The 19,011-nt window shown below is 64.2% G+C and carries 20 protein-coding genes; 7 read left to right on the forward strand and 13 right to left on the reverse strand.

What is annotated here, in order from left to right; all coding sequences use genetic code 11:
* Window positions 1-42: 42 nt before the first annotated feature.
* Genes lptB through PAN31117_RS01705 form a run of 5 tightly spaced genes read right to left on the reverse strand, consistent with a single transcriptional unit; the run spans window position 43 to window position 3,823 of the window.
* Window positions 43-813, reverse strand: a complete 771-nt coding sequence (gene lptB / locus PAN31117_RS01685) for an LPS export ABC transporter ATP-binding protein (protein WP_150736918.1) — start codon at window positions 811-813, stop codon at window positions 43-45.
* A 25-nt stretch (window positions 814-838) separates the two neighbouring features.
* A complete protein-coding gene (gene lptA / locus PAN31117_RS01690) occupies window positions 839-1,537 on the reverse strand; it encodes a lipopolysaccharide transport periplasmic protein LptA (RefSeq protein ID WP_150736646.1) in 699 nt (232 codons plus the stop codon).
* Window positions 1,534-2,211, reverse strand: coding sequence for an LPS export ABC transporter periplasmic protein LptC (lptC, locus tag PAN31117_RS01695; RefSeq protein WP_150736647.1), 678 nt, complete (start codon window positions 2,209-2,211; stop codon window positions 1,534-1,536). The genes lptA and lptC overlap by 4 nt, the downstream gene beginning before the upstream one ends.
* A gap of 24 nt (window positions 2,212-2,235) precedes the next feature.
* Window positions 2,236-2,817 (reverse strand): KdsC family phosphatase, encoded by a 582-nt coding sequence (locus PAN31117_RS01700; protein ID WP_150736648.1) that lies wholly within the window; start codon window positions 2,815-2,817, stop codon window positions 2,236-2,238.
* A gap of 25 nt (window positions 2,818-2,842) precedes the next feature.
* Entirely contained in the window at window positions 2,843-3,823 is a 981-nt protein-coding gene (locus PAN31117_RS01705; RefSeq protein WP_039395525.1) for a KpsF/GutQ family sugar-phosphate isomerase, read from the reverse strand.
* A gap of 216 nt (window positions 3,824-4,039) precedes the next feature.
* Between PAN31117_RS01705 and PAN31117_RS01710 the strand changes: the two genes are divergently transcribed.
* From PAN31117_RS01710 to phnE, 7 genes are all read left to right on the forward strand, one after another.
* Window positions 4,040-6,022, forward strand: coding sequence for a monovalent cation:proton antiporter family protein (locus tag PAN31117_RS01710; protein ID WP_150736649.1), 1,983 nt, complete (start codon window positions 4,040-4,042; stop codon window positions 6,020-6,022).
* Window positions 6,023-6,120: 98 nt separating this feature from the next.
* Window positions 6,121-6,672, forward strand: coding sequence for an adenine phosphoribosyltransferase (locus PAN31117_RS01715; protein ID WP_084009576.1), 552 nt, complete (start codon window positions 6,121-6,123; stop codon window positions 6,670-6,672).
* 50 nt (window positions 6,673-6,722) lie between these two features.
* Complete coding sequence (locus PAN31117_RS01720; protein ID WP_150736650.1) at window positions 6,723-7,337, forward strand: LysE family translocator; 615 nt, start codon at window positions 6,723-6,725, stop codon at window positions 7,335-7,337.
* Window positions 7,338-7,410: 73 nt separating this feature from the next.
* Window positions 7,411-8,166: a DeoR/GlpR family DNA-binding transcription regulator gene (locus PAN31117_RS01725; RefSeq protein WP_039395533.1), complete on the forward strand. Its 756-nt coding sequence runs from the start codon at window positions 7,411-7,413 to the stop codon at window positions 8,164-8,166.
* A gap of 554 nt (window positions 8,167-8,720) precedes the next feature.
* On the forward strand, window positions 8,721-9,590 hold the full coding sequence (gene phnC, locus PAN31117_RS01730; RefSeq protein ID WP_150736651.1) for a phosphonate ABC transporter ATP-binding protein: 870 nt from the start codon (window positions 8,721-8,723) through the stop codon (window positions 9,588-9,590).
* Between the two features lie 27 nt (window positions 9,591-9,617).
* Window positions 9,618-10,586 carry a phosphonate ABC transporter substrate-binding protein gene (gene phnD / locus PAN31117_RS01735; RefSeq protein WP_150736652.1) on the forward strand — a complete coding sequence of 323 codons (969 nt, stop codon included), beginning with the start codon at window positions 9,618-9,620 and terminating at the stop codon, window positions 10,584-10,586.
* A gap of 98 nt (window positions 10,587-10,684) precedes the next feature.
* The gene (gene phnE, locus PAN31117_RS01740; protein WP_150736653.1) at window positions 10,685-11,491 is read left to right on the forward strand and encodes a phosphonate ABC transporter, permease protein PhnE; all 807 of its coding nucleotides are present in this window, start codon (window positions 10,685-10,687) and stop codon (window positions 11,489-11,491) included.
* 332 nt (window positions 11,492-11,823) lie between these two features.
* On the opposite strand, the gene PAN31117_RS01745 is transcribed toward phnE, so the two are convergent.
* From PAN31117_RS01745 to phnG, 8 genes are all read right to left on the reverse strand, one after another.
* Entirely contained in the window at window positions 11,824-12,657 is an 834-nt protein-coding gene (locus PAN31117_RS01745; RefSeq protein WP_150736654.1) for a hypothetical protein, read from the reverse strand.
* A 293-nt stretch (window positions 12,658-12,950) separates the two neighbouring features.
* Window positions 12,951-14,096, reverse strand: coding sequence for an alpha-D-ribose 1-methylphosphonate 5-triphosphate diphosphatase (locus PAN31117_RS01750; protein WP_150736655.1), 1,146 nt, complete (start codon window positions 14,094-14,096; stop codon window positions 12,951-12,953).
* Between the two features lie 17 nt (window positions 14,097-14,113).
* Window positions 14,114-14,818: a phosphonate C-P lyase system protein PhnL gene (gene phnL, locus PAN31117_RS01755; protein ID WP_052253167.1), complete on the reverse strand. Its 705-nt coding sequence runs from the start codon at window positions 14,816-14,818 to the stop codon at window positions 14,114-14,116.
* Between the two features lie 80 nt (window positions 14,819-14,898).
* On the reverse strand, window positions 14,899-15,711 hold the full coding sequence (gene phnK / locus PAN31117_RS01760; RefSeq protein ID WP_217429626.1) for a phosphonate C-P lyase system protein PhnK: 813 nt from the start codon (window positions 15,709-15,711) through the stop codon (window positions 14,899-14,901).
* An 8-nt stretch (window positions 15,712-15,719) separates the two neighbouring features.
* Window positions 15,720-16,646: an alpha-D-ribose 1-methylphosphonate 5-phosphate C-P-lyase PhnJ gene (locus PAN31117_RS01765; protein WP_150736657.1), complete on the reverse strand. Its 927-nt coding sequence runs from the start codon at window positions 16,644-16,646 to the stop codon at window positions 15,720-15,722.
* Window positions 16,643-17,854 carry a carbon-phosphorus lyase complex subunit gene (locus PAN31117_RS01770; protein ID WP_150736658.1) on the reverse strand — a complete coding sequence of 404 codons (1,212 nt, stop codon included), beginning with the start codon at window positions 17,852-17,854 and terminating at the stop codon, window positions 16,643-16,645. The genes PAN31117_RS01765 and PAN31117_RS01770 overlap by 4 nt, the downstream gene beginning before the upstream one ends.
* On the reverse strand, window positions 17,854-18,486 hold the full coding sequence (phnH, locus tag PAN31117_RS01775; RefSeq protein ID WP_150736659.1) for a phosphonate C-P lyase system protein PhnH: 633 nt from the start codon (window positions 18,484-18,486) through the stop codon (window positions 17,854-17,856). Before phnH ends, PAN31117_RS01770 begins: the two co-directional genes overlap by 1 nt.
* A complete protein-coding gene (gene phnG / locus PAN31117_RS01780; RefSeq protein WP_150736660.1) occupies window positions 18,487-18,978 on the reverse strand; it encodes a phosphonate C-P lyase system protein PhnG in 492 nt (163 codons plus the stop codon).
* Window positions 18,979-19,011 lie beyond the last annotated feature (33 nt).

Here is a 19,011-nt window from a genome sequence, read left to right on the forward strand (position 1 = left end):
TGCCTCCTATCGGAGGCAGGGTTTACATGCGAAAAATCTGCTTTACATCCGGAAATTTTCGCCCAGATAAACGCGGCGGACGCTTTCGTCGGCAACGATCTGGTCAGGCGTGCCGGCGGCGAGCACCGAGCCTTCGCTGATGATGTACGCGTGATCGCAGATACCCAGCGTCTCGCGCACGTTGTGGTCGGTAATCAGGACACCGATACCTCGGTCCTTGAGAAAGCGCACGATCCGCTGAATTTCCAGCACGGCGATCGGGTCGACGCCCGCAAACGGTTCGTCGAGCAAAATAAAGCGCGGCTGCGTGGCCAGGGCGCGCGCGATTTCCACGCGACGACGCTCGCCGCCGGAGAGCGACATCGCCGGGTTCTCGCGTAGATGGCCCACCTGAAGCTCGTCGAGCAGGGCTTCAATGCGGCGTTCGATTTCGTCGCGCTTGAGGGGCTTGCCCTGCGCATCGACCTGCAATTCGAGCACGGCGCGAATGTTGTCTTCGACCGTGAGCTTGCGGAACACCGACGCTTCCTGCGGCAGATACGAGACGCCCATGCGGGCGCGCTCGTGGATCGGCAGTTCGCTGATGAGGTTGCCGTCGAGCTGGATTTCGCCGTCGTCGGCAGGCACCAGCCCCACGATCATGTAGAACGACGTTGTCTTGCCCGCGCCGTTCGGGCCAAGCAGACCCACGACCTCGCCGCTCTTTACGTCGAGCGACACGTCCTTGACGACGGTCCGCGCGCCGTACTGCTTCTTGAGCGAGCGCACGACGAGCGCGCTGGGCTTGCCCACCGGGGCGGTGCCCGGGTTGATGGTCGAGGCGTTGCTATTGGCAGAATTACTCACGCGGATTCCCGATGTTCTTGGAAGGCGACAGCGGCGGCAGGTCACCCTTGGGCGCGGCAGCGGGCTTGCTGGCACCGCCCGGCGCCTGCGCCTGTGCGCCCGTGGCGTTGCGCGGCGCGAGCGTGGCGCGCACGCGACCGTTCGGATTGTTGGGGTTGACCTGATCGGCACCGCTGTTGGCTGTGTAGACCTCATTGTAGGTGTCGTACGTGATCACGCTGCCGTGAATCTCGTCGAGTACCTTCGTGCCACCGGCCAGACGCTTGAGCGTGGCCTGCGTGGTAAGCGTCGCGACTTCGGTCTTGCCGTTGTAATAGATGGTCTGGCCCCAGCCGTCGATGTACTCGTCCATGCCGTCGCGCTTCTGACGCATGTAGGCGAGCGGGCCGCCCGGCTTGTAGTAAGCGGTGGCGTACTGGTAGCCCTCCGGATCCTGAGTCACTTCGACGCGATCGGCCTTCAGGAGAATCGTCCCCTTGGTCATCGTCACGTTGCCGGTGAAGATGTTGACCTGCTTGAGGTCGTCGTAGCTCATGTGGTCCGACTCGATATTGAGCGGCTTGTCGCGGTCGGCGCGTTCGGCGTGAGCCAGTGGTGCGGCCAGTGCGCCAAGAATGGCAAAGGCGGCGGCCAGCGCGCGAAGCGCACGCAGCGATATAGAAGCGGGTCGCAGTGAAAGGCGATCGGTCATGGGGTCTTGGGGCCCTGTGGAGTCTGAGATGGCGCGCGTGGAGCGGTGGGCGCAGCGGACTGGCCGGTCGGCGGCGGGCCCTTGGCGCCCAGTTCCGCCGGTTGGATCGTGCCGTGAACATTGCCGAGCAATTGTACGGCGCGCGAGATGTTATTGAAAATCATGCCGTCGCCATACATCACGGATGACCCGCGGAACAGCTGCACCGGCTTCTCGGTGCGCACGATGTCTTCGTTCACGAGCACCTGGAAGTGCTCGGACAGCGCTCGCATTTCGGGATCGCGCGGCCCCGGCTGACGCACCACGACCGCGTCGTCGTACAAATCGACGATCGACATATCGGCGTTGAGCGTGCCGCGCTTGCTCGTGGCGGTCACTTCGGGCTGATCCGGCGTGAAGGCGCGCACGGCAGGCATCGTCATGGCCGTGGTCTGATCGTCTTCGAAGTGCGTCATATGGACGGCGTTGACGCGGTACTGCGTCACGCCGTTGGGCGCGAGCATGGAGATCACCATGTCGTCGGCGTAGTAATCGGGGATGTGCTGCTTCACGTACGGCGCGCGGTCGGCGTCGGACGGCAGCGTGCGCTGCACGAGCCAGTACGTGCCGGCTGCAAGGCATGCCAGGACGGTGATCGCGATCAGCGAAGCGGGCGAGACGCGTTGGATGGCCATGAGTGGATCGACTCTCCCGGCGCGTCAGGCGATGGCTTCGGCGAGCAGGGCGTCGTAACGCCCCTGCGCGCGCAAGATGAAGTCGCACAACTCGCGTGCAGCCCCTTCACCACCGCGTGTGCTCGCGATCCAGTGACAGCGTGTCTTCACTTCGACATGCGCATTGGCCGGGCAGGCGGCAAAGCCCACGCGCGTGAGCACGGGCAGGTCGGGCCAGTCGTCGCCGATATGTCCGCAGACGTCGGCCGTCACGCCCACTTTGGCGCATAAGTCTTCAAACGCGGTGCGCTTGTCGTGCACGCCCTGATAGACGTGCGCGACGCGCAGATCCGCCGCGCGTTTGGCGACGATATCCGACTGGCGTCCCGTGATGATGGCGGTGACGATGCCGGCTTCACCCAGCAGCTTCAGGCCGTGGCCGTCGAGCGAATCGAAGGTCTTGATGACTTCGCCGGCCGGGCCGTAGCGCAGGCCGCCGTCGGTCAGCACGCCATCGACGTCGAACACCATGACGCGCAGACGCGCCGCGCGAAGCGTGGCGGCCGCTGCGTCGAAGGAGACGATGTCGGAGGCGTTGGGGGGATTCGTTGGACTCGGATGACTCATTGGCAGACGGCTCTGGGCAGACAACTCACACGACCTTGGCGGCGAACAGGTCGTGGACGTTCAGCGCGCCGACAAGGCGGCCGTTTTCCGTCACGAGCAACTGCATGATGCCGAAGCGTTCCATCAGCTCGGCGGCTTCTGCGGCGAGCTTGTCCGGATCGATGGTGCGCGGATCGGCCTTCATGACGTCGGCCAGCTTCAGCGAGGTGAAATCGAGTGTACGCTTGAACAAACGACGCAAGTCGCCGTCCGTAAAGATGCCGACGACGCGATCGTCGGCATCCACGATAGCGGTCATGCCGAGACCCTTGGCGGTCATCTCGATCAGGGCGTCGGAGAGATTGGCGTCGGAGCGCACGCGCGGCACGGCGTCGCCGGTGCGCATGACATCGCGCACGAAGGTCAGCAGTCGGCGGCCCAGTGCACCGCCTGGATGCGAGCGGGCGAAGTCTTCCGCGCCGAAGCCGCGTGCGTCGAGGAGCGTGACGGCGAGCGCGTCACCGAGAGCGAGGGCGGCCGTGGTGCTGGCGGTGGGCGCGAGGCCCAGCGGGCAGGCTTCCTTCTCGACGTGCGCGTCGAGATGCACGTCGGACAGACGGCCAAGGCTCGATGCGGCGTTGCCGGTCATGGCGATGAGCTTCGCACCGATGCGCTTGATCATCGGCAGGATGCTGACGAGCTCACCCGTTTCGCCGGAGTTGGACAGGGCGACAACGACGTCGTCGGCCGTGATCATGCCCAAATCGCCGTGGCTGGCTTCTGCGGGGTGAACGAAGAATGCGGGGGTGCCGGTGCTGGCGAATGTGGCAGCGAGTTTGCGGCCGATGTGGCCGGACTTGCCCATCCCGGTGACGACCACGCGCCCGCGGCAGGCAAGCAGCAGCGAGACCGCTTCGAAGAAGCTGTCGTCGAGGTGCGCGGACACGCGTTCGATGGCGTCGGCTTCAGTGCGCAACACCTCCCGGGCGACCTCTAGTGCCCGGCCTGGATTGATTTTCGCTATCATGCGCGGAGTATATCAAAACGGACGTGGCGTCGAAGGACAGCCGCGCCACGTATGGCCCCGCGCCCCGCCCAGCGCCGTTCGGGACATCGCCCGAACCGGTCCGGTTTCCTCTCTCGGGGCCGCCGTCCGGACGTACGCTGGCACGGCCCTTGCGTGACATTGGCAAGACAATGCACCCCGCTCACCCGGAATCACTCAGGAAACCGACCCTAGCTGATGGCATCGCCGCTCGAACTCACTCTCGTATTGTTGTTTGCCGCCTGCGTCGGGGTGGTGTTGTTTCGCATGCTTCATCTGCCGCCGATGCTGGGCTATCTCAGCGTGGGCATCGTCATCGGTCCGCATGCGCTGGGGCTGGCGGCCGATTCGCAGCGCGTGCAGTACCTCGCGGAGTTCGGCGTCGTCTTCCTGATGTTCTCCATCGGCATCGAATTCTCGTTGCCCAAGCTAAAAAGCATGAGACGGGTGGTGCTCGGACTCGGCGTTTCACAAGTGATGGGGACGTTGCTCGTCGCGGTCGGGCTGGGCGCACTCGTCAACCTGTTCTGGTCTTTCTCATGGCAGGCTTCGGTGGCACTGGGGGGCGCGCTGGCCATGTCCTCGACGGCCATCGTCACCAAGATGCTTGCCGAGCGACTCGAACTGGAGACGGAGCACGGCCGCAACATCATGGGCGTTCTGCTGTTCCAGGATCTGGCCGTGGTGCCGTTGCTGATCGTGATCTCCGCGCTCGGCGGCAACTCGAAGGCGCTGGTGCTGGCGCTCTCGCTGGCGGCACTCAAGATCACCGGTGCACTCGCATTGCTGCTGTGGATCGGGCAGAAACTGGTCGGGCGCTGGTTCCACATCGTGGCTGCGCGCCGCTCGCAAGAGCTCTTCATGCTCAACCTGCTGTTGCTCACGCTGGGCCTGGCCTACATCACCGAGCATTTGGGCCTGTCAATGGCGCTGGGCGCGTTCATCGCGGGCATGCTGATTGCCGAGACGCCGTTTCGCCATCAGGTGGAAGACGACATCAAGCCGTTTCGCGACGTGCTGCTCGGCCTGTTCTTCATCACGACCGGCATGCTGCTCAATCCGGGCATCGTGCTCAAGCAGCCGTTGCTCGTGCTGTTGTTCTTCGTCGGTCCGCTGATCGTCAAATTCACGCTCATCGCGGGGCTGGCGCGTCTGTTCGGCAGTCCGCCGGGCACGGCAATCCGCACCGGGCTGGGACTGGCGCAGGCGGGCGAATTCGGCTTCGTGCTGCTCAATCTTGTCATCGACCGGAGTCTGCTCGACCCGTCGCTGTCGCAGGCGGTGCTCGCAGGCATGTTGCTCTCGATGCTGTGCGCGCCGTTCCTCATCATCAACGCCGACCGCATTGCGCTGCGCTTCGTCGCCAACGAATGGATGATGCAGTCGTTGCAGATGACCAAGATCGCGACGCAGAGCATCAAGACATCGGGGCACGTGATTATCTGCGGCTACGGGCGATGCGGTCAGAATCTGGCGCGCATGCTGGAGCAGGAGGGCATCGGCTACGTGGCGCTCGACCTCGACCCCGACCGCGTGATGGAGGCCGCCAGCTCCGGCGAGACCGTGGTGTTCGGTGACGCGGCCCGGCGCGAAGCGCTCGTCGCGGCAGGGATTCACCGGGCGGCGGGCATTGTGGTGACGTACGACAGCACGCCGGCGGCGCTCAAGGTCCTCGCACAGGTGCAGGCGCTGGAGCCGACGCTGCCCGTGGTCGTTCGCACGGTCGACGACACGCATATCGACGACCTCATCGCCGCCGGGGCCACCGAAGTCGTGCCGGAAATCGTGGAGGGCAGCCTGATGCTCGCCTCGCACGCGCTGGTGCTCATGGGCGTGCCGATGCGCCGCGTGTTGCGCCGGGTGGCGCAGGCGCGTAACGAGCGCTACAGCCTGTTGCGCGGCTACTTCCACGGGCTCGACGACGAAGACGAAGGCGGCGAGCGCGAGCAGGTGCGCCTGCAATCGGTGCCGCTCACGCTCAATGCGGCGGCGGTGGGCCGTACGCTCGGCGAGCTTCGGCTGGACAAACTCGGGGTGACGGTGACGGCGATCCGCCGCCACGGCATTCGTGGCGTGGAGCCGGTGGCGGAGACGCGTCTGATGGCCGAAGACATCGTGGTGCTGCGCGGCCTGCCCGACAAGCTGGTCGCAGCGGAAACGCGGCTGCTGGGGCACGAGTAGGACGACAAACTGCGCGGAAAGTCGGACGGTCACAGGGAGGCCGGGCCTTTTTGGCATAATGTGGCGTGTTCCCTATCCGTGCCGAAAGAAGGATCCCCTTGCAGATCGACGAGTCCCCTGCCGCCTATATCAAAAGCCAGATCCGCACCGTGCCGGACTGGCCCGCTCCCGGCGTGCAGTTCCGCGACATCACCCCGTTGCTCAAGAACCCGCGCACCTTGCGGGTGCTCATCGATGTGTTCGTGCATCGCTACATGGCGCAACGTCCCGACTATATTGCGGGCCTCGATGCGCGCGGCTTCATTCTCGGCTCGATCCTCGCGTACGAGCTGAACATCGGATTCATCCCCATTCGCAAGAAGGGCAAGCTGCCCTATCAGACGGTGGCCGAAGAGTACGAACTGGAATACGGCAGTGCGACGGTCGAGATTCACGCCGACGCCTGCGGTCCCGGCGACCGCGTGCTGCTGATCGACGATCTGGTCGCCACGGGCGGCACGATGCTCGCCGGTAAGAAGCTGCTGGAGCGCCTCGGCGCGACGGTCATCGAGGGGGCGGCCATCGTCGACCTGCCGGAGCTGGGCGGGTCGAAGCTGATTCGCGATGCTGGCCTGGACCTCTTCCTGCTGTGCTCGTTCGAAGGGCACTGAGCGCACTGCGCACACCGACCGATTTCTGACTTTCCGACCCGGACGCACCGATGCCCAATCTCTGGCTGTTCCTGCTGACCTCGGTGGCTATCACGCTTGCGCCCGGGCCCGACAACATGCAGGTCATCGCACGCGGTATTGCGCAGGGACGCCGCGCGGGACTGGCCGCTGCGGCCGGTTTCACCTTCGGCTGCCTCTTCCACACGACGATTGCCGCAGTGGGCCTCGCGGCCGTGCTGCGCTCGTCGCCGTGGGCTTTCGAGGCGATCAAGCTGCTCGGTGCGGCCTATCTCATCTGGATCGGCATCAAGGCGCTGCGTGCGCGTGGTGCGCTGACGCTGGCAAACGACACCGAACCGCAGTCGCTCGGTGCCGTCTTCCGCCAGAGCGTGTTCGCGAACATGCTCAACCCGAAGGTCACGCTGTTCTTCCTCGTATTCCTGCCGCAATTCGTGAGCGCCGACGCCGCCCATCCGGGCTGGCAGATGGTGCTGCTCGGCCTCGTGTTCATGGCGCAGACCATCGTCGTGTTTAGCGCCTACGGCTGGTTTGCGGGCGTGCTGGGAACGTGGCTCAAGCGCCGTCCCGGGGCGGGGCGCTGGCTCGATCGCGTGGCCGGCGCAATCTTCATCGGTCTGGGATTGCGTGTCGCGTTACAGGGGTAATGCACGACACGTGACGTTCCCGGTTTCGTGGACGTCGTCCCGTCATTCGTAGTCCAACTGATATTGCTCGATCATGCTTGCCGAACAACGCCAACAATACGTGCTCGAACAACTTGCCAAGACCGGGGCGCTGGCGATCAGCGATCTGGTGCGGGAACTGGGTGTGTCGCGCGAGACCGTGCGACGCGACCTCAACACGCTCGCGGCGCGCGGTCTGTTGCTCATGACCCACGGCGGTGCGCTGGCCGCCGACCGGAGCGAGCCTGACTGGACGCTGCGTGAGAACGTCAATGCCGTGGGCAAGCGCGCCATCGGCGTGCGCGCCGCAGAGCTGGTGCCCGACGGCGCGTCGGTGATCATCGACTACGGTACGACCACGCGCGCTGTAGCACAGGCGCTGCTCTCCAAGCACCGTCTTCGCATCTACACCAACGACTGGCAGATCGCGCGCCTGCTCGGACGCCATCACGACAATCGCGTGACGCTGCTCGGCGGCGAGTTGCAGGACAACGAAGACGCCGTGCAGGGCTGGGACGCCATTAACCAGATTTCGCAATATCACGCCGACTTCGCGTTCATCGGGGTGGGCGGCGTGACGGAAGATGGAGGCATCACCGATTTCAACCGTGCCGCTGCTGAGCTTCGCGCACGCATGCTGCTGTGCGCGAACGTGTCGGCCGTCGTCGCGGACCACACCAAGTTCGGTCGCGTGACGCCCGTGCGTATCCGTCACTTCGAGGCGGCCCGCTATCTCATCAGCGACGCCGCCCCGCACAAGAGCATGCTGGCCCAGCTTCGCGCGCGCGGCCCGGAATTGCTTATCGCCTGACAACGACCGGTCCGCCCGGGACCGGTCGTCTTTCCCTCTCGTCCCGTCACTCAGTGGCACGTCGCCGCACCTGCTTGCACACGTGTGCCTTAGGTCGCCACAGCACGCCACACGTCGCCAAGACGCGCTTCGCTCCCTGAAAATCTTTCCCGCCAAACGCGCCGCAAGGGGCTTGTCGCACGGCCTTATGCGGTGGTTTTTCCTGTCGATACGTGTTCGTCAGGATGCCAAAAATATGTAGACAAAGTTGGGGCATGGCAGCGACGACGCCTCCGCATCATGTCACCGATCCTGACGTCGTCAGCTTTTCTTCGACACGTTGCGTCGCCCCGAAAACGTTGCCAAGCCATTGAACACATGAGGGTTTTGGCCGTGCGGAAAAAAGCTGGTCGATTGTCACTGTCTTGTCATCCGGGCTTTTTAGACTGCGTTCACTTTTGGCACAAATTGCCACAAAACAGCTAGTCGAGCGATGCGAGCGACAACGCCTCAACGAGGACGTCGCAACTCACAGAGCATCCGGGCCGACCGGCGAACTGACTCACAGGTGAACCGTGGACGAAGCGATTCGAATCGAGCGACTGACCAAGACCTTCGGGAGCCGCCGTGCGCTCGACGAAGTGGCGCTCAAAGTCATGCCAGGCGAAATGATCGCCCTGATCGGGGCCTCCGGCTCGGGCAAGTCGACGCTGATGCGTCACATCGCGGGCTTCGTGCCTGCAGACCAGCAGCCGGGCAGCATCGAAATTCTGGGTCGTCCGATCCAGCGCGACGGCCGCATCGTGCGCGAGGTGCGTCAGATTCGTCGCGACATCGGTTTCGTCTTCCAGCAATTCAATCTGGTGGGCCGCCTGCCGGTCATCACCAACGTGCTCACGGGGCTGCTGGCCCGCGTGCCGCTGTGGCGCAGCCTGATGTTCCGCTTCACGACGGCTGAGCGTCAGGCCGCCCTCAAGGCACTGGCCGAAGTCGGCATCGCCGACTTTGCCTACCAGCGCGCCAGCACGCTCTCGGGCGGTCAGCAACAGCGCGCAGCACTCGCACGCACGCTCGTGCAGGGCGCGAAGATCATTCTCGCGGACGAGCCGATTGCGTCGCTCGATCCGGAATCGGCGCGCAAGGTGATGGACATGCTCGCGCGCATGAACCGCGATCACAAACTGACGGTGGTCGTCTCACTGCACCAGGTGGACGTTGCCATGCGCTACTGCGTGCGCACCGTGGCGCTGCATCAGGGCCGCGTGGTGTACGACGGCCCGTCCTCGGCGCTCACGCCGGACCTGCTGCGCCGTTTGTATGGCGTGCAAGCGGGCGAACTGTTGAACGAAAACTCGGAAGATTCCGAAGCCTCGGCGATTGGCGAAGCGAAGCCGGCCGATGCGGAAGCCCCATTCCTCACCTCGATGTCCCTAAGCCTCACTTAAGTCCTATCTGACCAGGAGCTTGCTCTCATGAAACTGTGGAAAACCCTGCTGGCCGGCGCGGCCATGTTCGCCTCGGTAGCGGCGGCACACGCGCAGGAAATCAACTTCGGCATCATCTCGACGGATTCCAGCGCAGCCCTGCGTCAACGCTGGCAGCCGCTGATCGACGATATGGAGAAGCAAACGGGCATCAAGGTGACCCCGTTCTTCGCCACCGACTACGCTGGCGTGATCGAAGGCATGCGCTTCAACAAGGTGCAGCTCGCATGGATGGGCAACAAGGGCGCGATGGAAGCCGTTGACCGTTCGCAAGGCGAAGTCTTCGCGAAGATCATGTACGCCGACGGCACCGAGGGTTATTACTCGCTGCTGATCTCGAACGCATCGAGCCCGTACAAGACGCTTGACGACGTGATCAAGAACGGCAAGAAGATCAACTTCGGTCTGGGCGATCCGACGTCGACGTCGGGCACGCTGGTGCCGGGCTACTACGTGTTCGCGAAGAACAACATCGATCCGCGCACGTACTTCAAGACGGCACGTAGCTCGAACCACGGCGCGAACCTGATGGCGGTGATCAACAATCAGGTCGACGTCGCGACGAACAACACCGAAGAGCTCAACAAGCTCGAAGCCACGCAGCCGGAGAAGGCCAAGCTGGTGCACGTGATCTGGAAGTCGCCGCTGATTCCGTCGGACCCGCTGCTGTGGCGCAAGGACCTGCCGGACGGCACGAAGAAGAAGATCCGCGACTTCTTCCTCTCCTACGGCAAGGACGCGCACGAGAAGGAAGTGCTGAAGAACATCTACAACTACGGCGGTTTCCGCGCGTCGTCGGATGCTCAACTGCTGCCGATCCGTCAGCTCGAACTGTTCAAGCAGAAGGTGCAGCTTGAGTCGGACGCCAACATCGACGCCGCCAAGAAGAAGACGCAACTGGCCGACCTCGACAGCAAGCTGGCAGCACTCGACAAAGAGCTGAACAAGACGAAGTAAGCCATTCGGCGGACCCGGTACCCCCGGGGCCGCCGTCTCCTCAGTGGTCCGAAATTTCGCCGGTGGCAGCAGCGCCGGTATGACATGTGGTACTCGACATGAACACCAGCGCATCAATCACTGCCAATGGCCGCCTGCCGGGCGAGCCGCCCAAGCGTTCGTGGCTGTCCCTGATCAGTTGGGGCATCTTCTTTCTGGTCCTGGTGTGGTCGTGGAGCGGCGCCGACATGCGTCCGCTCGATCTGATTCGCGATTCCGGCAACATGAGCCAGTTCGCGCACGATTTCTTCCCGCCCGACTTCCGCGACTGGCGCGTGTACGTCAACGAGATGCTCGTGACGATTCACATCGCGGTGTGGGGAACGGCGCTCGCTGTTGTCTGCTCGATTCCGATGGGTTTGCTCTCGGCGTCGAACATGGTGCCGGCATGGGTGTATCAGCCGGTGCGTCGCGTGCTGGACGCATGCCGCGCGATTAACGAAATGGTTTTCGCGATGCTCTTCATCGTGGCGGTGGGCCTCGGGCCCTTCGCCGGTGTGCTCGCGCTGTGGGTGCACACGACGGGCACGCTCTCGAAGCTGTTCGCCGAGGCGGTCGAAGCAATCGATCCGCGTCCGGTGGAAGGCGTGCGCGCGACGGGCGCTCGCGCCATCGACGAAATCCTGTACGGCGTGCTGCCGCAGGTCATGCCGCTGTGGATCTCGTACACGCTGTACCGCTTCGAGTCGAACGTGCGTTCGGCGTCGGTGGTGGGGATGGTGGGCGCAGGCGGCATCGGTGTGGTGCTCTACGAAGTGATTCGCAGCTTCCAGTATGCCCAGACGTGCGCGGTGATGGTGATCATGGTGATCGTGGTGACGTGTATCGACGTCTTCTCGGCCCGCGTGCGCAAGATGGTGATCTGACGGATTTAGCACGAATGATGTGATGAATGGGGAATAGGGCGCTTCGGCGCCCTATTCCGTTTCTTACTTGCTGGGGCCGACGATCTCGCGCCTGCCGAGATTCATATGCAGTGCGGTGGGCCGATTCGGCCATGGAAACACAGTTAGTACGAGATGCCGGGGCCCGGATGGCGGGTGCCGACCGGCCGATGGACCGACCCGGAATAAGCCTGCTCTGGAACGTGTGAGATGTCATGGCGATGCCCCTGTCGATAGTGGCCATTACGCAGGCCGTCGCAAATCTGCCGCGTGCCCGCCAGGGGTTGCCCGCCGCTTCGGCGCTGTTTTTGCGTTCAGCGGCTGGGCGGAAGGACGTCAAAACTCCCTACTACGAAGAACTCCCTCATGCTTGGGTTCGGGGATGGAACCATCTGCACGTCCAGCAACGAGGTCGTGAAAATCTCCGTGTAGCCCTGTTCGTAGAGTCCGCTATAGGCACCCGGGTCGATCTTCACGCTGACCGGTCCGTTCGCCAGTCCGTCGAGTCGGTACTCGCGAGCCTGGATCGTCGTGTAGGACGGCGGTTTCCAGCCGACCACGCCGAAGCGAAGAATCGGCAAGTGGTAGGGCTCGAGCGTGGGAATTCGGCGAACCGTGGACAGAATGCCGTCCGGAAATTTCTCCGGGTCCAGCGCCTCACCATCAGCCAATCCTTCGAAATGGACCTGCTGCGGGTTCAGAAACGGCGTGATGAGGAAGTCAATTCCGGGCCCGGGATAGCGTTGCCCGTCGGGCCACTCGACTTCGTAGTGGATCGTTGCGTGCTTTCCGATGAAGGGAGTGAGCCAGGCATTGGGTAGCGTCATTGTGGCGATGGGCTCGGGGCCAAGGTAAAGCTGACGCGCCTCTTGGGCACCCGTCCCGTCTTCCGACACGAAATGCAGAATGAACGTAGATCCGAAGGGAACGCGGTGGGCGTCCATCTCAACATAGATCGGAAAGAAAGAATCGACAAACTCGCCGGGCAAGACAAATCCCCATGGCGCTACGGATTGAATGGCGAAGGGACGTTCTGCCGGGTAAGGGTTGGAAAGCAGACGTATCTGATCGAGTGTTCTTTCCGGGCGCCTTGCCGCATTCATGAACGTTCCGGCCTGAAACGATCCCCTGATTCTGTTCGATGTCATCGCGATACTCCTGTCGATCCATTGAGGGTGCGAGTCATGAGCCGACGCTCGTCATGAGTGCGCTGCGCGGCGCTGTACGGCATCAGGATGCGCCGGTCATCAAAGTGTAGAGACGCCGTGCATTGCGGGTCTAGCTGTCAACCTTTGCATTGACAATCGCGACGAAATTTCCTAGCGGGACTTCCGACCGCAGCGCATCGGAGTCGACGAAACGAAAAAAGGGCGCCGAAGCGCCCTTTCATTTTTACGGCTTGCCTGCCACCGCGACAGTCTTCCGTCGCGATACCGTCACATCAGGCGATCCGCTGCCCCACCATATACGTCTCACGCGGAATCGGTGGCATGCCGGGGCGCACGGCCACGCGCACCATGTCGGCGCGCAGGCCCGGCTTGATGCCGCCACGATCCGTGAGACCTGCCGACTGCGCCGGATTCCACGACACCGTGCGCATGGCCTTGGAGAGTGTCCAGCCGCAGTCGGCGTGGTCGTTGTGCAACTGGAACGCCGCTTGCAGCAAACTCGCCGGGACATAGTCCGACGACAGAATGTCGAGCACGTCTTCACGTGCTAGTTCCGCAGCCGCCACATTGCCCGAGTGCGAACCGCCACGCACCACGTTCGGTGCCCCCATGATCACGCCAATCGACTTGTCGTGCGCTGCACGTGCTGCGACCAGCGTCGTCGGAAATTCCGACAACGCCACACCGTCACGCTCCGCTTCTTCCACGTGTTCGAGCGACGTGTCGTCGTGGCTTGCGAGCGGCAAGCCGCGTGCACGGCTCATCTCGACAATCGTGCGGCGATGCGGAATCGCATACATTTCCTGCTGCGCACGCAGATCGGCCAGCATCGCGTCCCACTGCGCGTCCGGCACCTTGCCGTTGCGCTCGTGGTACTGACGGTGCAGCACAGGGTCGTGCCACTGACGCTGACCCGGCGTGTGATCCATCACCGATACGAGACGCAGCAGCGGGTGATCGCACATGTCGGCGAACGTGTCGGCCGCGTCCTGCGTCGCGATTTCGCAGCGCAAATGCAGGAAGTGGTCCGCACGGAACAGCCCCGCATCGATGGTGTCGAGCAGTGCCTGACCGCACTCGGCCTGCAGCTTGCGGCTGCGCAGACCCGACGCGTCGCGCTCGCCGATGACCAGCGAGTCGAACACCGTCGTGATACCTGCAGCGGCGACCTGTGCGTCGTGAATCGCAAACGCGGCGTGCGTGTTCCAGTACACGCCGGGGCGCGGCGCGAGGTGCTTCTCCAGATTGTCGGTGTGCAACTCGACAAGCCCCGGCACCAGATAGTCGCCTTCCCAGTCGACGGCTTCAGTGGACTGCGTCGTCCCTTCCTCCACCGCGTGGATGAGACCCTCGCGGACCTCGACCACGCCGGTGAAGGTCGTGTCGGGTGTGACGATGCGAGCGTTCTTGATAAGCATGGACAGACTCCGGGGGATCAATGTGCGGGACGAAGCACCGGACGCATGGCGAGCGTTCGCGTCGCCACTTCGTCGCGGGTCGCCTCGTCGTGGAAGATGCCCACAATGGCGCTCCCCGCTGCACGGGCTTCGGTAATCAGTTGCGAGACCACGGCGCGGTTCTGCGCGTCGAGCGACGCCGTCGGCTCGTCGAGCAGTAGCACCGGTGCTGCGGCGATCAGCCCGCGCGCGATGTTGATGCGTTGTTGTTCGCCGCCGGAGAACGTCGCCGGGGCAAGCGACCAGAGGCGCTCGGGGATGTTCAGGCGCGCGAGCAGATCGCGCGCACGACCGGCCGCGTCGGCGTCGCCATGACCCAGACGTCGCAGCGGCTCCGCCACGATGTCGAGCGTGGTGACGCGCGGAATCACACGCAGAAACTGGCTGACATAGCCGAGTGTCGTGCGTCGCACGGAGAGCACTTCGCGGGCGGTAGCGGTCGTCAGATCGACCCAGTGTTCGCCCTGACCCGCGTCGTGACGAATCTCGATACGGCCTTCGCCCGCGAGATAGTTGCCGTACAGACAACGCAGCAGCGTGCTCTTGCCCGAGCCCGAAGGGCCAACGAGCGCTACGCACTCGCCGCGTCGCACCGTGAGATCGACACCTTCGAGTGCCGGAATCGCCGCGCCGCCCTGTGCGTGCAGTCGGAAGGTCTTGTGCAGTCCTTGTGCGCGCAGCATGACGTCGTCTTCGCGTGTGCCGAGCGAGAGTGCCGCGCCACCGAGCGACGTTGCAGACGTAGTAAGGTTCGTTCCGGAGTTCATACGGGCAGTACCGAGGAAACCAGCAATTGCGTGTAGGGATGTTGCGGGTCGTCGAGGACCTGATCGGTCAACCCGGCTTCGACCACGCGCCCCGCCTGCATGACGATCAGGCGATGCGCGATGAGTCGCGCCACCCCGATATCGTGCGTGACGATGATGGCGGCAAGATGAAGGCGCTCCACGAGCGAGCGCAGCAGGTCCAGAAGACGTGCCTGCACCGACACGTCGAGTCCGGCGGTCGGCTCGTCCATGAACACGAGACGCGGCTCGGTCACGAGGTTGCGGGCGATTTGCAGACGCTGCTGCATGCCCCCCGAGAACGCACCGGGCATCTCGTCCACGCGCGCCGGATCGAGTTCGACCTGCGCCATCCAGTGACGCGCCTTCTCGCGGATGTCCCCAAAGTGACGCGCACCGACGGCCATCAGACGGTCGCCGATGTTGCCGCCGGCCGACACGTTCATGCGCAGCCCGTCGCGCGGGTTTTGCTCGACGAACCCCCACTCGGTGCGCAGCAGACGACGCTTGTGCGCTTCGTCAAGCGCCTGCAGGTCGTGCAACAGGCCGTCGGTGCCGCGATAGTGGAGCGATCCGGCGTCGATCTCGTGCCGGAGAGCCAGCGCGTTAAGCAGCGTCGACTTGCCCGAGCCGGACTCGCCGACCACGCAGACCACTTCGCCCGGCCACAGATCGAAGCTCACGTCGGCGCAGCCGATGCGATCGCCGTAGTGTTTGCCCAGTCCCGCCACGCGCAGCAGCGGTTCGTCCAGTTGTGCCGCATGACGTTCGACCGGTTGCGCGGCATCCATCACGGCGTTCATGCGCGCTCCTTCGCGGCGTGCGCCACATCTGCCATGTTCGCGGACGTACGGTCACCGCAGTAATCGCTGTCCGAGCACACGTACATGCGCGTGCCTTCGTCGTCGGTGATGACTTCGTCGAGGAAGCTGTCGGTTGCGCCGCACAGGGCGCAATGCGCGTCCCACTTCTGGATTTCGAACGGGTAGTCGTCGAAGTCGAGACTCTCGACCGACGTGTACGGCGGAATCGCGTACAGACGTCGTTCGCGTCCCGCACCGAAGAGTTGCAGCGCCGGATTCATATGCAGCTTGGGGTTGTCGAATTTCGGAATCGGGGAGGGCGACATCAGATAGCGCCCGTTGACGATGACCGGGTAGTCGTAAGTCGTCGCGATTGCGCCGTGACGCACGATGTCTTCGTACAGACGCACGCGCATCAGGCCGTATTCGCCGAGCGCATGCAGCTTGCGCGATTCAACGATGCGCGGCTCCAGACGGAACATCGGTTCGGGCATCGGCACCTGAAACACGAGGATCTGGCCGTCGTGCAGCGAGACTTCGGGAATGCGGTGACGTGTCTGGATGACGGTCGCCTCCGACGTCTTCGTCGTGGTGGCGACACCGGCCGTGCGCGCAAAGAAGCGACGGATGTTCACGGCGTTGGTCGTGTCGTCAGCGCCCTGATCGATGACCTTGAGCGTGTCGTCGGCCCCGATTACGGCGGCGCTGACCTGAATTCCGCCCGTGCCCCAGCCGTACGGCAGCGGCATTTCACGGCTGCCGAACGGCACCTGATAGCCGGGAATGGCCACCGCCTTGAGCAGGCTGCGGCGGATCATGCGCTTGGTGTGTTCGTCGAGGAACGCGAAGTTGTAGCCGTCGGCTGTGGCGGCGCTGGCCGCAGACGGTTGGGCGGTGTCTTGCAACGTGGCGGCGTCGTTCATGCGGCCTCCTGAGTGTTCTGGGCGGCAAGGGCAGTGGCGTCGTCGCTTGCTTGCGTGCCGTTCGTGCCGTATTTCGTGGCGTGCTCGGCGCGCAGACGGCGCACCAGTTCCAGCTCGGCCTGGAAGTCGACGTAGTGCGGCAGCTTCAAGTGCTGCACGAAGCCCGACGCTTCGACGTTGTCGCTGTGATAAAGCACGAATTCCTGCTGCTGCGCGGGCGAGGTGGCTTCGTCGCCAAGTTCGTTCGTCCGCAGTGCGCGGTCGACGAGCGACATGGCCATCGCCTTGCGCTCGTTGTGGCCGAACGTCAGTCCGTAGCCCTGCGTGAACTGCGGCGGGGTGTCCTGATTGCCACCGAACTGCGTGACCATCTGGCACTCCGTCACCGCGATCTCGCCGATGTCGATGGCGAAGCCGAGTTCTTCCGGTTCGATCTCGATGGACACCTGACCCAGGCGGATTTCGCCCGCGAACGGGTGATCGTTGCCGTAACCGCGCTGTGTGGAATAGCCGAGCGCGAGCAAAAAGCCTTCGTCGCCGCGCGCGAGGTTCTGCAACCGAGCCGTGCGCGACGCTGGCGTGAAGAGTGGCGAGTGCACGAGGTCGTGCGGCTCGGGGTCGGCGCCGTCGGTGTTCAGCGGTTCGAGCAGACCGTCGCGCTTCATGATGTCGGTGACGCGCGTGGTGGCCGCGATGGGCGGCACGTCCGGGATCTCAGCGGCGGCGCACGGTTGTGGCGCTGCGGCCGGTGCGGCGTTCGTGCGCAGTTCGCCAGCGAGCGGTGCGTCGGACGTTGCGCCTTCGGCGAGCAACGCGAAGTCCAGCAGACGCTGCGTGTAGTCGTACGTTGCCCCCAGTACCTGACCGCCGGGCACGTCCTTGAACGTGGCCGAGATGCGGCGCGACAGACGCATCGACGCCGTATCGATCGGCTTCGTAGTACCCAGACGCGGCAACGTCGTGCGATACGCACGCAGCAAGAAGATCGCTTCGACCAGATCGCCCGATGCCTGCTTGATGGCCAGCGCTGCGAGTGTTTCGTCGTACAGCGCGCCTTCGCTCATCACGCGCGAGACCGCGAGACGCATCTGCTCGCGAATTTGCGTGACGGTGAGCGCGGGGACGTCGGGATTGCCGCGTCGCGCTTTGGCGAGCAGGTCCCAGGATTGTTCGATGGCGCGCTCGCCACCTTTGACTGCGACGTACATCAGCAAACCTCCACATGCGTGGTGCGCGGCAGCCCGAGCACCGTGTCGCCAGCGGCGATCAACAGATCGAGACCGGCGGGAAAGCGCGGTGCGAGTGCGGCGCGCGCCTGCCAGAAGGCGGTGTCGAGACCACCGACGGTGACGTCTGCATGGGTCTGAATGCCCGGGCCGCGCAGCCGCAGATGCAGTCCGTCGCTGGTGTGGCCGACGCTCAACGTCGGAACATCGACGACCAGCGTGGCGCTGTGTTCAGGCGATTCGGCCGTGCCGAAGGCGAAGCGCTCAAGGGCAGGGCACCTGGCGGGATCGGTGAGCAGCGCGAATTGCGCTTGCGCAAGACTGGCTTCGCCGCTGAGCAGCGGAGCCCCGGTGTGAAAGCGTAGGGCGCTGGCGACTTCGCCCAGCGAGGCTTGCAGCCAGACGGGCGTTGTGGCGTCGGCCAGTGCGAGCAGCGTGGCGCGCGCGGCAACGCTGGCTTCCTCGCTATGGGCGAGACGTTGACCGACCTGGCGCAACTGGCCGGGGCGGGCGAGCGCGTCGAGAACAGCGCGGAAGACGCCTTGAGCGTCGTGGACCGGATCGTCGAAACCGGGTTGCAGTGCCGACCAGTCGGGCATGGTTGCCGTCAACATTCAGGCCTCCCGGACCATAGTGAAGAACTCGACGCGGCTGGCGGCCACGTCGGCGTCGCTCTGTGCTGCGGTGGCAGCCAGACGTTGAGAGATCGCCGTGAGCGGACCGGCGGCAAGCACGCCGCGGTGCTGCGGCATTTGCATCAGGGCGTCCAGACGCGCCACACGAACGGCGCGCTCGGCGTCGCGGCCCAACACATAGCCGGTGCCGACTACGCCGTCCTGCTGGCGCAGCGTGCAACGCGTGACGGTCGTCTCGCCGAGGTTGAAGCGATCGCCGCTGCCACCCACGCGGCCCTGCACCAGCACGAGGCCGGTCTGCGGGGCGCGCAGCCAAATGAACTGCGGGGCGTCGGGGCAATGGGTGATAGCGTCGTCGAGTTCGTCGCGCGTGGCGCGGGCAAACAACGCAAGCCATCGGGCGCGGTCTGCCCTTTCCTGCGGGGCGGCGCCGTCCTCGTCACGGGGGGTGTCGGGAGATGTGATTGGCATAATTGTCTAGTCGTATAGACGTGTGTATGATCG

The sequence above is a fragment of the Pandoraea anapnoica genome, assembly GCF_902459765.1.
GTDB classification, from domain to species: domain Bacteria; phylum Pseudomonadota; class Gammaproteobacteria; order Burkholderiales; family Burkholderiaceae; genus Pandoraea; species Pandoraea anapnoica.